Origin of the sequence: Nocardia sp. NPDC050713, from assembly GCF_040654315.1 — a bacterium.
GTDB lineage: Bacteria > Actinomycetota > Actinomycetes > Mycobacteriales > Mycobacteriaceae > Nocardia.
Window position 1 is genome coordinate 1 of sequence record NZ_JBFAHS010000035.1, and the last position, 13,453, is coordinate 13,453.

A 13,453-nucleotide genomic window follows, 5' to 3' on the forward strand; every position below is an offset into this window, starting at 1 on the left:
CGCCTTTGATTTCCGCGCTCGGGGCGCGCCTTCCTCTCCGGGGGTTCCCCCCCCCCCGCCCCCCCGCGCGAGTCTCGACCGCTCGGAAGCGAGACATAAGGGGCCGCGAACCCCGCGCGCGCCAGCGCGCCGACAACACTGTTCGTTAAATCACGTCCCGGGGCCATGGCATCGGCAAACTTCGGGCCGATATCCTCGACCTCGTAACGTCTGGTACCCGCGGTGCGGGACTGGAACGACATCGAGAGGACAGTGTTGACCTCGAGAAGCGTGACTTCTGACAACGCGGCTTCGGGCTTCGACCCTGCGCCCGCACGCCTGACGGTGGGAATCGTCTCGGCGGGACGCGTGGGCTCCGCGCTCGGCGCCGCGCTCGAGCGAGCCGGGCACGTGGTGTTCGGCGTCGCCGCCATTTCCGACGCCTCCAAGCATCGGGCTCGGCTCCGGCTGCCCGATTCCGAGATCCTGCCGACCGAGGAGGTCGCAGCGCGCAGCGAGTTGTTGCTGCTCGCGGTGCCCGACAGCGAGTTGGCCGGACTGGTGCGCGGCTTGGCGAGCGCGGGCGTGGTCCGCCCGGGCACCATCGTGGTGCACACTTCGGGCGCGAACGGCGTCGGCGTGCTCGCGCCGCTGGTCGAGGTCGGCGCGCTGCCGCTGGCCATCCACCCCGCGATGACCTTCACCGGCCACGACGAGGACGTCAGCAGGCTGGGCAACGCCTGCTTCGGCATCACCGCCGCCGACGACATCGGCTACGCGATCGCGCAGTCGCTGGTGATCGAGATGGGCGGCGAACCGGTGCGGGTCTCCGAGGAGAACCGCACGCTGTACCACGCGGCGCTCGCGCACGGCAGCAACCATCTGGTGACCGTGGTTCTGGACGCGGTGGAAGCGTTGCGCGAGGCGCTGTCCGGTCCGGGGCTGCTCGGTCAACAGATCGTCGACGACCAACCCAACGGACTCGCCGAGCGCCTGCTCGCCCCGCTCGCGTCGGCCGCGCTGGACAACGCGCTGCGGCGCGGCCAGTCCGCGCTGACCGGCCCCGTCGCCCGCGGCGACGCCGACGCCGTCGCGACGCATCTCGCGGCGCTCGAGGCCACCGACGAGCGGCTCGCCGCCGGCTATCGAGCCATGTCGCTGCGCACCGCCGAGCGCGCCAAGACCAACCCCGCCCTGATCGAGCTCCTGGAAGGACGCCGTTGATGGATCCGAAATTTGCCCGGCGCGAGCGACGGGCCCGGAGGCGGCAGCGTGCGTAACCATGAAGGGCCCCGGGAGCGCCGAATCGGGCAGAGCGCCTACAAGCCGGGCGAACTCACCGTGCACCACGATCCGACCGTGGTCGCCGCCGTCGCGAAGGCCTTGCGCGGCGTCGGCCGCACCATCGGCCTGGTGCCGACCATGGGCGCGCTGCACGAGGGCCACCTGGAGATCGTGCGCCGCGCGAAGCGGACCAACCAGGTGGTCATCGTCTCGATCTTCGTGAACCCGCTGCAGTTCGGCGCGAACGAGGATCTGGACAAGTACCCGCGCACCCTGGACGCCGACGTGGAGCTGCTGCGCGCCGAGGGCGTCGACCTGGTGTTCGCTCCGAGCGTGTCCGACATGTACCCCGACGGTTCGCGCACCACGGTGCATCCCGGGCCGGTCGGCGCGGAGCTGGAGGGCGCGAGCCGTCCGACGCATTTCGCGGGCATGCTGACCGTGGTGGCCAAGCTGCTCCAGATCGCCCGTCCCAGCGAGGCGTTCTTCGGCGAGAAGGACTACCAGCAGCTCACGCTGATCCGGCAGATGGTGCGCGACTTGAACTTCGACGTGAAGATCGTCGCGGTGCCGACCGTGCGCGAGCAGGATGGTCTCGCGCTCTCCTCGCGCAACCGCTACCTGGATCCGGCGCAGCGGGAGGCCGCGCTCGCCCTCTCCGCGGCGCTGTCGGCGGGCAGGCATGCGGGCGGTCTCGGCGCCGATGGCGTGCTCGCCGCCGCCCGCGCCGTGCTCGACGCCGCGACCGGCGTCGACGTCGATTACCTCGAACTGCGCTCCTCGACCCTCGGCCCGGTCCCGGCCTCCGGCAACGCCAGGTTGCTCGTGGCCGCGAAGGTCGGCGCCACCCGGCTCATCGACAACATCGCCGTCACCCTCGGCGCTCCGATCGACGGCCACCCGAATCTCGAATCCCAGCCGGCACCGGCAGCTTTCTAGAAAGGCGACGACGAAGATGTTGCGCACCATGATGAAGTCCAAGATCCACCGCGCCACCGTGACCCACGCCGACCTGCACTACGTCGGTTCGGTGACGGTGGACCAGGATCTGCTGGACGCGGCCGATCTGCTCGAGGGCGAGCAGGTCTGCATCGTCGACATCGACAACGGCGCCCGCCTGGAGACCTACGTGATCGCGGGCGAGCGCGGTTCCGGCGTCATCGGCATCAACGGCGCCGCCGCGCACCTGGTGCATCCCGGCGACCTGGTCATCCTGATCGCCTACGGGATGATGAACGAGCAGGAGATCGCCGAATACGACCCCAAGGTCGTCTTCGTCGACGAGCGCAACCGCCCGATCGAGCTCGGCTCCGACCCGGCGCACGCCCCCGAGGGTTCCGGCCTGACCTCCCCGCGCTCGCTCACTTTCGCCTGACGGCCACTGATTCGAAAGTCGGGTGAGCAATGCTGCTGACCATCGACGTCCGCAACACCAGCATCGAGCTCGGCCTGTTCTCCGGCAGCGGCTCGCACGCCAAGCTGGTGCGGCACTGGCGGATGCACACCAATCCGCTGCTGACCGCCGACGAGTTCGCCATGCAGGTGCGCGGCCTCGTCGGGGCCCAGCTGGACGAGGTGATGGGCGTCGCGGCCCTGTCCACGGTGCCGCCGGTGCTGCACGAGCTGCGCGCCATGCTGGAGCGGTACTGGTCGCACGTGCCGCACGTGGTGGTGGAACCCGGTGTGCGGACCGGCATTCCGCTGCTCGTCGACAATCCGAAGGAGATCGGCGCGGACCGGATCGTGAACGCGCTCGCCGCCCAGCAGCGCTTCGGCTCGGCCGCGATCGTCGTCGACTTCGGCACCGCGACCACCGTGGACCTGGTCTCGTCCAAGGGCGAGTTCCTCGGCGGCGTCATCGCGCCGGGCGTCGCCATCTCCAGTGAGGCGCTCATCGAGCGAGCGGCGCTGCGCCGCGTCGAGCTGGCGCGCCCGCGTTCGGTGGTCGGCAAGAACACCGTCGAGGCGATTCAGTCCGGGGCTGTCTTCGGTTTCGCCGGGCTGGTGGACGGTCTGATCGACCGCATCCGCGACGAGTTCGACGCGTTCGCGGGCGACGACGTCGCCGTGGTCGCCACCGGCATCAGCGCGCCGCTGATCGTGCCGGAGTCGGAGACCATCGACCATCACGAGCCGCACCTGACCCTGACCGGCCTGCGCCTGGTCTACGAACGCAACCAGCAGCGCCGCAAATCCTGACCCTGCGCTTGGGGTGGGGCGTGAATCACCCCGGGTGGGTCTGTTCTTCTGTCGAAGAGCGCTGCTAGACTCGCCGACGTGTCTTTCCGCGTGAGCACCCAGGAGTGTTGTCGAGGCTGATTCCGGCCTCGACCGATCGAGGCCGACCGTGAGTCCCTCGACCGATCCCCACCTCCTGGAGTTTCGCTCATGCGTTCCTCTGTTCTTTCCCTTTCCTCCGCACGTGACAGCCTGTCGGCCAAGCCGCCGGTGGACCGTGCCGTCGCGCCCGCGCTCCCGACCAGGCTGCGTCCCGCCGATCTGCTGCGGCTGACCGACGAAGGCGCCGAGGACGTGCTCGCGGGACGCTACGACCACCTGCTTCCCGCGGGCGGCGTCTGGCCCGTCGAGGAGCGCTGGGCTACCCGGCTGCTCTCCGACGACGAGGTCGACGTCTGGCTGATCAGCTGGACGCCGGGCAAAGCCACCGAGCTGCACGACCACGCCGGATCGCTGGGCGCGCTCACCGTGCTCAGCGGGGCGCTTTCGGAATTCCGTTGGAACGGCACGGAATTGCGCAGGCGGACGCTGACCGCGGGCGATCAGGCTTCCTTCCCCATCGGCTGGGTGCACGACGTGATGCGCGCACCGGCCGCCGCCGAATCCGCGGGCCCGCTCGATCCGACGTTGAGCGTGCACGCCTATTCCCCGCCGCTGACCGCCATGTCCTACTACGAGGTGACCGGCCACGGCACCCTGCGGCGTACCCGAACCGTTCTCACCGACCAGCCCGAAGGTGATATGTGATGGCCCCCTTGACCATCGACCAGATGCTCGACAACGCGCGCGAGCAACTCGACCGGATCTACGCGTTCGAATTGCCCGCCGCGCTCGCCAGGGGCGCCATTCTGGTGGACATCCGCCCGCAGGCGCAGCGCGATCGGGAGGGCACGTTGCCGGGCGCCCTGGTGATCGAGCGGAATGTGCTGGAATGGCGGCTCGACCCGACCAGTTCCGCGCGTTTGGCGCTGGCCGCCGATCACGACGTGGAATGGATCGTCGTCTGCTCCGAGGGCTACACCTCCAGCTTGGCCGCCGCCTCGTTGCAACAACTCGGGCTGCACCGGGCCACCGATCTGATCGGTGGTTACCAAGCACTCAAGGCGGCGGGTCTGCTCACCATCGCGAGCCGGGCGCCGCACTTCGCCCGCGAGGTCACCGCGCTCGCCTCGTTGTAATTCGGTACGAGATGCTTCTATCTCGAAATAGTAGGTAGGGCAATCGATTTCGGTATTCCAGCGGAGGCGGGTGTACCTGCTGGTGGTGCGGTTCTCCGGGTGAGTACCTGCTAACGGAAAAGGCAGGGCCTGGTCGTGTGCCGTCTCCGCACAAGAACACCTGTCAGGGGCGGTGAAACCCGCTCGCGTTTCGGCAGACGGCCTTCGGAACGAAAGGCCATCAGGCGCCGGAAGCCGATGCCGATTCGTTACTATCGGGCGGAGCCCGGGCGGCCCGCAAAAGGATTTCCGGTGCACGCTAGGGTTGTCCGATGTGAGCACCCCGAACACGCCCTCGTCCGGTCGCTCCGCGGGTTCGGTTCCTGCGGCGCAATCCCGCCGACCCGCCCCGGAAGTCGACGACGTCCCGGAGCAGATGCGGATTCGCCGGGAGAAGCGTGAGCGGCTGCTAGCGCAGGGCGCCGAGGCGTATCCCGTTGTGGTGCCGCGCACGCACTCGCTGGCCGAAATTCGGGCCGCCTTTCCGGATCTTGCCGCCGATACCCAGACCGGGCAACTGGCCGGCGTCGTCGGCCGCGTCATTTTTCTGCGCAATACCGGCAAGCTCTGCTTCGCCACGCTCCAGGAGGGCGATGGCACCAAGCTGCAGGCCATGATCAGCCTCAACGGCGTCGGAGCGGACGCGCTGGCGGCCTGGAAGTCCGACGTGGACCTCGGTGACTTCGTTTTCGTGCACGGTGAGGTCATCGCCTCGCGCACCGGGGAATTGAGCGTCATGGCCGATTCCTGGTCCATGTCGGCCAAGGCGCTGCGGCCGCTTCCGGTGGCGCACAAGGAGATGAACGAGGAGTCCAGGGTCCGGCAGCGCTATGTCGACCTGATCGTGCGTCCCGAGGCCAGGGAAATGGCGCGGACCAGGGTCGCGGTGGTTCGTGCGCTGCGCGCCGCGCTGGAGCGCCGCGGCTTCCTCGAGGTGGAGACGCCGATGCTGCAGACGCTGCACGGCGGCGCGGCGGCCCGGCCGTTCGTCACCCGTTCCAACGCCCTCGATATGGACCTCTACCTGCGCATTGCGCCGGAACTGTTCCTCAAGCGGTGCGTGGTCGGCGGTTTGGAGAAGGTCTTCGAGATCAACCGGAACTTCCGGAACGAAGGCGCCGACTCGACCCATTCGCCCGAGTTCGCAATGTTGGAAACGTATGAGGCCTATGGCACGTACGACGACTCCGCGAAGATGATCCGGGAATTGGTGCAGGAAGTCGCGCAAGAGGCTTTCGGCACCCAGGTGGTGACCCTCGCGGACGGTACCGAATACGATCTTCGGGGCGAGTGGGCAACCGTCGAGATGTACCCTTCGTTGTCCGATGCGCTCGGTGTCTCGGTCACCCCGGAAACATCGGTCGAGGAATTGCTGGCACTCGCCGATCGGGTCGGACTGGAAATTCCGGAGGGCAAGGGCTACGGCCACGGCAAACTGGTCGAAGAACTGTGGGAGCACGAGTACGGCGACAAGCTCTATGCGCCGACATTCGTGCGCGACTTCCCGATCGAGACCTCACCGCTGACTCGTCAGCACCGCAGCAAGCCCGGAGTTACCGAGAAGTGGGATCTGTATGTCCGCGGCTTCGAGTTGGCCACCGGCTATTCGGAGTTGGTGGATCCGGTGATCCAGCGCGAGCGTTTCGTGGACCAGGCTCGGCTCGCCGCGCAGGGCGATGACGAGGCAATGGCGCTGGACGAGGACTTCCTTGCCGCGATGGAGCACGGCATGCCGCCGACAACTGGAACCGGTATGGGAATCGATCGGTTGTTGATGGCACTCACGGGATTGGGAATCCGCGAAACGATACTGTTCCCAATTGTGCGTCCGGTCACTCAGCGAGCCTCGGGCGACCGGTCCGCAGGCGGCGCCGGAGCGTAACCAGACACCGGTCGGCGAACATCGCAAATCAAACAGAGTCGGGTGCGTTTCGATAGCCGAAGTCTCGTCTTGGAATTTTCTGAATTCGAGGTATTCTTGCCTCGGGTAATCGGCCTAGTATGCGGGTCGCACGATTTCGAGAGGACGTTCATCTCATGGCAAAGAAGGTCACCGTTAGCCTGATCGACGATGTCGACGGTGAGTCCATCGCGGACGAGACCATCGAGTTTGCGATCGACGGTGTGTCGTACGAGATCGACCTGTCGTCGGCAAATGCCGCGAAGCTGCGTGACGGGCTGGAGCAGTGGGTTTCCAGTGCGCGCCGGGTGAGCGGCCGTCGCCGCGTGAAGGCCGCCGCCGGTGCCGCCGCCACCCCGAAGAGCCGGGTCTCCATCGACCGGGAACAAAGTGCGGCAATTCGCGAGTGGGCACGGCGGAATGGCCACAAGGTCTCCGCTCGCGGACGTATCTCCGCCGACATCACCGACGCGTACAACAAGGCCGCGAAGGGCTAGTACTTTTCCACCGCTGCCGCCTGGGCGAATCGTGCGACGCCCGGGCGGCAGCAGCATTTGTGACCTGTGCACGTTCGCCTCCACTTCGGGCGTGCGGGACATGGAAGGACTTCGTTCGACCGCGTCGGGCTTCGGACTCGACGCCGACCATCGACCGGACCGGCACGATCTTGCTCGTGGTACCCCGAAGCGGCACCATGGAAACTGTGCGAAGGTCGTCACTGGCGGTATGGAGAGATGAGGTATCGGCGCAGTGACTGGATTCGTCGGATCATTGTTGCGATTCACCGATGACTCGGGCCGCCAGCAGGAGCTGATGCTGAGCCCGGATCAGCAGCGAGTCACGATCGGCCGTTCGCCCCATGCCGATCTCGCGTTGCGCTGGGACGCGGAGGTCTCGCGCCTGCACGCGGCCGTCGAATATCTGGGCGCGCACTGGACGATCGTCGACGACGGACTCTCCCGCAACGGCACCTTCGTCAACGGCGAGCGACTGGTCGGCAGGCGCCGCCTGATGGCGGGGGACAAGATCCGGGTCGGCACCTCGCTGGTCTCCTTCCACGATTTCGGCGCGGTCGCCGATGACGCCACCCGCACCTCCACCGGCTCGATTCCCACCCTGCGTTCGCTCACCGAGACCCAGCGCGCAGTGCTCGTCGCGCTGTGCCGCCCGTACAAGAACGGCGCGGGCTTCGCGACCCCGGCCTCCAACCAGCAGATCGCCGAGGAGCTGTTCCTCAGCGTCGACGCCATCAAGACCCACCTGCGCGCGCTGTTCGCCAAGTTCGGCGTGGAAAGCCTGCCGCAGAACCAGAAGCGGGTGCGCCTGGCGGCACTGGCCATGCAGAGCGGCATCATCTCCGACCGGGATCTCTGACCCGCGTGTGGACGCCCGCTTAAGCGGGCGAGCGTCTCGACCATGGAAGCGCGGGCCCGTTCACGATTGACTTGTACTCGTCGCCGGACCGAGACGATTCGGACCGGGACTGTGAGGCAGGAGAAATCGAATGTTCGCGCTGAGAATCGCCGCGCTGGTGGCGGCCGTGCTGGCTACGGGTCTGACCGCCGGTGTGTTCTACGCCTACGCCATCTCGGTGATGCCCGCGCTGAACCGCAGCGACGACCGGACCATCGTCGACGTGATGCAGAAGATCAACGTGGTCATCATCAATCCCTGGTTCATGATCGCCTTCATGGGCACCGTCGCGTTCGGCATTCTCGCCGCGGTGCTGCACCTGGGCCGGGAGCACCGCGCGACGCTGGTCTGGATCGCGATCGCCGTGGCGCTCAACGTGATCGCGTTCGCGGTGACCGCGGGATTCAACGTCCCGCTCAACGATCAACTGGCCGCCGCGGGCGATCCGGGGCAGATCGCGGATATGGCGGCGGTTCGCGCGAACTACGAGGCCGACTGGGTGCGCTACAACGTGATCCGCGCGGTGGTGCACACCCTGGCCTTCCTGGTGCTGTGCGGCGCGCTGTTCGCGGCGGGCGTCCAGCAGGGCAAGAGCGAAGCCGCGGGTCCCGCCCATGGCGCCACGGGTTCCGCCCAGGGCGTGACGGCCTACGCCGCGCCCGCCGGATACGGTCCGCAGTACCCGGCAGCGCCCCGGCTCGGCTGATTCGCCGACGGTAGAACGGGTTACATAAGTTACTCGCCGGTATCGGCACTATCTGGGACACGTCCTCGGTAGCTTCTTCTGGAACAAGTTCCAGAATTGGAGGCTCCATGCGACGTGTCCCAGTTCCGTTCGTGGTGGCCTTCGTGCTCGCCGCGCTGTGGATCGGCGCGGCGGGTTCCGCGCACGCGCAGCGCTACCCGGTCGTCTACAACTTCTTCTCCGGCATCCCGTCCGAGCTGGTCGAGCCCGGCGGCTCGCTGCCAGGCTCCAACGACTGGTCCTGCCGGCCGAGCGCGGAGCATCCCAACCCGGTGGTCCTCGCGCACGGCACCGGCGGTGGCGCACAGACCAATTGGGGCGTGTACGTGCCGCTGCTGGCCAACGAGGGCTACTGCGTCTACGCGCTGACCTACGGCGCCCACGCGCTGCCCTGGCCGCTGTCCGCGATCGGCGGCATGCGGCCGATGGAGCAGAGCGGCTCGGAGCTCGCCGCCTTCGTCGACCGCGTGCTCGCCGCGACCGGCGCCGCGAAGGTGGACATCGTCGGGCACTCGCAGGGCAATTTCATCGGCAACTACTACGTCAAGCGGCTCGGCGGCGCGGACAAGGTGGACAAGCTCGTCGGCCTCGCCCCGCCCCGGCTCGGCACCAACGCGGGGGGCCTCGGCGCCGCCGCCGCCTTCGCCGCTCGCCTCGGCGCGGGACCCGCCTTCGACATGGCGGTCGGCGCCACGATGTGCCACGCCTGCCGCCAGCTCATCGCGGGCTCGCCGTTCCTCGAGGCGCTCAACGCCGACGGCGTCTACCACCCCGACATCACCTATACGAACATCGCCACCCGGCTCGACGAGGCCGTCATCCCGTACACCGCGGGCCTGGTGCCCGGCCCGAACGTCACCAATGTCGTGGTTCAGGACGGTTGCGCGCAGGATTACTCCGAGCACGCGGGCATCGCGGGCACCGCGCGGGCGGCGGGATTCGTCATGAACGCACTGGACCCGGCCCATCCGCGGCCGGTACCGTGCCAGTTCGCCGCACCGTTCACGGGCTGAGCGCGGGAGTGGCGGCCGCCCGGCCGCCGCAACGATTCGAAAATCGGGGGTTGCCGGGAACACCGGGAGCGATTCGGTCGTTTGCACTGGCAGGGGCGTCAACGGGGCGACGATGGCCCGTGGATCGGGGCGAGATCGCCCGATCAGAGGGTGTTCGCTGTCGGCAAAACCGCATCGGAAACGAAACCCGAAACGCTCACGTTATGAGTGAATGACCGTGCTGTCGCTGGTCCCCAATAGGGTGGACTGGAGGCGGCCCGGACCCCCGCCAACTAGAGTGGATGGCGGGGGCCGCAACCCCCGGGCTTCATGGCAGGCTGACGACCGAAGGTTGACCACAGCACTGAAGCGTCGGACGCCTATGAAGGTCTGAGCAGGAGAGTGAGGGAGCGATGTTCGAGAGGTTCACCGACCGCGCGAGGCGTGTCGTTGTCCTGGCCCAGGAAGAGGCCCGGATGCTCAACCACAACTACATCGGCACCGAGCACATCCTGCTTGGCCTCATCCACGAGGGTGAGGGTGTAGCGGCGAAGTCGCTGGAGTCCCTTGGCATTTCGCTGGAGGGTGTGCGCAGCCAGGTGGAGGAGATCATCGGCCAGGGCCAGCAGGCCCCGTCCGGGCACATCCCGTTCACCCCGCGCGCCAAGAAGGTGCTGGAGCTGAGCTTGCGCGAGGCGCTGCAACTCGGCCACAACTACATCGGCACCGAGCACATCCTGCTCGGCCTCATTCGCGAGGGCGAGGGCGTTGCGGCGCAGGTGTTGGTCAAGCTCGGCGCCGACCTCAACCGGGTCCGCCAGCAGGTCATCCAGCTGCTGTCCGGGTACCAGGGCAAGGAGCCGGTGGAATCCGGCGCCCGCGGCGAGGCCGGGACCCCGTCCACCTCGCTGGTGCTCGACCAGTTCGGTCGCAACCTGACCCAGGCCGCGCTCGAGGGCAAGCTCGACCCGGTCATCGGCCGCTCGAAGGAGATCGAGCGGGTCATGCAGGTGCTCAGCCGCCGCACCAAGAACAACCCGGTGCTGATCGGCGAGCCCGGTGTCGGTAAGACCGCCGTCGTCGAGGGTCTGGCGCAGGCCATCGTCAACGGCGAGGTCCCCGAGACGCTGAAGGACAAGCAGCTCTACACCCTCGACCTCGGTTCGCTGGTCGCGGGCAGCCGCTACCGCGGTGACTTCGAAGAGCGCCTGAAGAAGGTGCTCAAGGAGATCAACACCCGCGGCGACATCATCCTGTTCATCGACGAGCTGCACACGCTGGTCGGTGCGGGCGCGGCCGAAGGCGCCATCGACGCGGCCTCGATCCTGAAGCCGAAGCTGGCCCGCGGCGAGCTGCAGACCATCGGCGCGACCACCCTCGACGAGTACCGCAAGTACATCGAGAAGGACGCCGCCCTGGAGCGCCGCTTCCAGCCGGTCCAGGTGGGCGAGCCGACTGTCGAGCACACCATCAACATCCTCAAGGGTCTGCGCGACCGCTACGAGGCGCACCACCGGGTGTCCATCACCGACGGCGCGCTGGTCGCCGCCGCGACGCTGGCCGACCGCTACATCAACGACCGGTTCCTGCCGGACAAGGCGATCGACCTGATCGACGAGGCGGGCGCGCGCATGCGCATCCGTCGCATGACGGCTCCGCCGGACCTGCGCGAATTCGACGACAAGATCGCCGACGCGCGCCGGGAGAAGGAGTCCGCGATCGACGCGCAGGACTTCGAGAAGGCCGCGCGGCTGCGCGACAAGGAGAAGCAGCTCGTCGCCAAGCGCGCCGAGCGGGAGAAGCAGTGGCGGTCCGGTGATCTGGACGTCGTGGCCGAGGTCGACGACGAGCAGATCGCGGAGGTGCTGGCCAACTGGACCGGTATCCCGGTGTTCAAGCTCACCGAGGAGGAGACCACCCGTCTGCTCCGCATGGAGGACGAGCTGCACAAGCGGATCATCGGCCAGGAGGACGCGGTCAAGGCCGTCTCCAAGGCGATCCGCCGTACTCGCGCCGGTCTGAAGGATCCGAAGCGTCCGTCCGGTTCGTTCATCTTCGCCGGTCCGTCCGGCGTCGGTAAGACCGAGCTGTCCAAGGCGCTGGCGAACTTCCTGTTCGGCGACGACGACGCGCTCATCCAGATCGACATGGGCGAGTTCCACGACCGCTTCACCGCCTCGCGGCTCTTCGGCGCCCCTCCGGGCTACGTCGGCTACGAGGAGGGCGGCCAGCTCACCGAGAAGGTGCGCCGCAAGCCGTTCTCGGTCGTGCTGTTCGACGAGATCGAGAAGGCCCACCAGGAGATCTACAACACCCTGTTGCAGGTCCTCGAGGACGGCCGCCTGACCGACGGCCAGGGCCGGACCGTGGACTTCAAGAACACGGTGCTGATCTTCACCTCGAACCTCGGCACCTCGGACATCTCGAAGGCCGTCGGCCTGGGCTTCTCGCAGTCCAACAGCGAGGGCTCGAACTACGAGCGGATGAAGCTCAAGGTCAACGACGAGCTGAAGAAGCACTTCCGGCCCGAGTTCCTCAACCGCATCGATGACGTGATCGTCTTCCACCAGCTCACGACCGAACAGATCGTGCAGATGGTGGACCTGATGATCGGCCGCGTCGCCAAGCAGCTGAAGAACAAGGACATGGAGATCGAGCTGTCCGAGCAGGGCAAGGCGCTGCTGGCCAAGCGCGGCTTCGACCCGGTGCTCGGCGCCCGGCCGCTGCGCCGCACCATCCAGCGCGAGATCGAGGACCAGCTGTCGGAGAAGATCCTCTTCGGCGAGATCGGCCCCGGCCAGACGATCTTCGTGGATGTGGAAGGCTGGGACGGCGAGGGCTCCGGCGAGGACGCCAAGTTCACCTTCACCGGCAAGGCGAAGCTGACCAAGACGCCCGTCGAGGAGAAGCCCGAGGTCGTGCTGACCGGCGCGGGCGAGGGCTCCACCACGGAGGCCGCGTCCGGCGAGTAAGCCGCAACGAAAGGGCCCGCCCCCAACAGATCCGTTGGGGGCGGGCCTTTTTCGTATGCGCTCAGCCGAAGTGCATGACCGCCGCGGAGCCGGTCTTCGCGGCGTCGGCGAAGAACGCCACGAGGATCTCGTAGTGGTAGCGCAGGTAGTCGAGTGCTTGGTCGCCGTCCCTGGTCCAAATGCCCGGATAGACGTTCGCCTCGTCCATGGCGCCGGGGTCGTAGTGGGCGGCGAGCGCGGCGAACGGTGTGGCGCGCAGCTGCTCCGCCGTCGTCTGGACGAGATCGACCGGCCACGCGTAGTACTCGTCGTCGATGAGCTCGCCGCCGAAGAACAGGTCAACACCCGACCGGGCCGCTTCGAGCAGATAGCGCAGCCCGTCCCACGACTTGTCGAGGTAACCCTCGGGATCGCCCTTCGCGCGCTCGATATTCCAAAGGTCTTCTTGCGCTTGCGCTCCGGCGGCCACCAACCCCGCCAACCGCTCGCTCGTGACCTTTTTGAACGACAGGATCACGCCCATTGGTTTCCCCGCTCCCTCGAAATCCGGATGTCGGCGCCGAATTCCGATCCGACTGTGTGCCTTTGTTGATCGAGACGGAATGTAGCCGGACCTACGGGACTGTCGGAACAACGGCGGATCTTGATCTCGGTCCGATCGGCCGAACCTGATGGTTCGGCAGGAAGGACCGACGAATGTCGGAGACACTGGC

13 protein-coding genes are annotated in these 13,453 nt (G+C 67.4%); 12 read left to right on the forward strand and 1 reads right to left on the reverse strand.

Annotated features, from left to right (window positions below):
- Positions 1–270: 270 nt before the first annotated feature.
- The 12 genes from AB0H49_RS34145 to AB0H49_RS34200 all read left to right on the forward strand — a co-directional run bounded on the left by AB0H49_RS34145 (position 271) and on the right by AB0H49_RS34200 (position 12,740).
- Positions 271–1,203: a DUF2520 domain-containing protein gene (locus tag AB0H49_RS34145; protein ID WP_357257194.1), complete on the forward strand. Its 933-nt coding sequence runs from the start codon at positions 271–273 to the stop codon at positions 1,201–1,203.
- 48 nt (positions 1,204–1,251) lie between these two features.
- Complete coding sequence (gene panC, locus AB0H49_RS34150; RefSeq protein WP_357257197.1) at positions 1,252–2,202, forward strand: pantoate--beta-alanine ligase; 951 nt, start codon at positions 1,252–1,254, stop codon at positions 2,200–2,202.
- Between the two features lie 16 nt (positions 2,203–2,218).
- Positions 2,219–2,638 carry an aspartate 1-decarboxylase gene (panD, locus tag AB0H49_RS34155; RefSeq protein ID WP_355000466.1) on the forward strand — a complete coding sequence of 140 codons (420 nt, stop codon included), beginning with the start codon at positions 2,219–2,221 and terminating at the stop codon, positions 2,636–2,638.
- A 29-nt stretch (positions 2,639–2,667) separates the two neighbouring features.
- The gene (locus AB0H49_RS34160; RefSeq protein ID WP_067790002.1) at positions 2,668–3,462 is read left to right on the forward strand and encodes a type III pantothenate kinase; all 795 of its coding nucleotides are present in this window, start codon (positions 2,668–2,670) and stop codon (positions 3,460–3,462) included.
- A gap of 189 nt (positions 3,463–3,651) precedes the next feature.
- Entirely contained in the window at positions 3,652–4,248 is a 597-nt protein-coding gene (locus AB0H49_RS34165; protein WP_355000465.1) for a cysteine dioxygenase family protein, read from the forward strand.
- A gap of 8 nt (positions 4,249–4,256) precedes the next feature.
- On the forward strand, positions 4,257–4,679 hold the full coding sequence (locus AB0H49_RS34170; protein ID WP_141811520.1) for a rhodanese-like domain-containing protein: 423 nt from the start codon (positions 4,257–4,259) through the stop codon (positions 4,677–4,679).
- A 415-nt stretch (positions 4,680–5,094) separates the two neighbouring features.
- On the forward strand, positions 5,095–6,600 hold the full coding sequence (gene lysS, locus AB0H49_RS34175; RefSeq protein ID WP_355000567.1) for a lysine--tRNA ligase: 1,506 nt from the start codon (positions 5,095–5,097) through the stop codon (positions 6,598–6,600).
- A 155-nt stretch (positions 6,601–6,755) separates the two neighbouring features.
- Entirely contained in the window at positions 6,756–7,115 is a 360-nt protein-coding gene (locus AB0H49_RS34180; RefSeq protein WP_355000464.1) for an Lsr2 family protein, read from the forward strand.
- Between the two features lie 316 nt (positions 7,116–7,431).
- On the forward strand, positions 7,432–7,992 hold the full coding sequence (locus tag AB0H49_RS34185; RefSeq protein WP_245910550.1) for an FHA domain-containing protein: 561 nt from the start codon (positions 7,432–7,434) through the stop codon (positions 7,990–7,992).
- A gap of 130 nt (positions 7,993–8,122) precedes the next feature.
- Positions 8,123–8,737 carry an anthrone oxygenase family protein gene (locus AB0H49_RS34190; RefSeq protein WP_357257202.1) on the forward strand — a complete coding sequence of 205 codons (615 nt, stop codon included), beginning with the start codon at positions 8,123–8,125 and terminating at the stop codon, positions 8,735–8,737.
- 107 nt (positions 8,738–8,844) lie between these two features.
- Positions 8,845–9,789 (forward strand): alpha/beta fold hydrolase, encoded by a 945-nt coding sequence (locus AB0H49_RS34195; RefSeq protein ID WP_357257205.1) that lies wholly within the window; start codon positions 8,845–8,847, stop codon positions 9,787–9,789.
- A gap of 392 nt (positions 9,790–10,181) precedes the next feature.
- Positions 10,182–12,740 (forward strand): ATP-dependent Clp protease ATP-binding subunit, encoded by a 2,559-nt coding sequence (locus tag AB0H49_RS34200; RefSeq protein WP_355000461.1) that lies wholly within the window; start codon positions 10,182–10,184, stop codon positions 12,738–12,740.
- Between the two features lie 61 nt (positions 12,741–12,801).
- Here the strand turns inward: AB0H49_RS34200 and AB0H49_RS34205 are convergent, their stop codons facing one another.
- Entirely contained in the window at positions 12,802–13,263 is a 462-nt protein-coding gene (locus AB0H49_RS34205) for a YfbM family protein (protein ID WP_357257209.1), read from the reverse strand.
- Positions 13,264–13,453 lie beyond the last annotated feature (190 nt).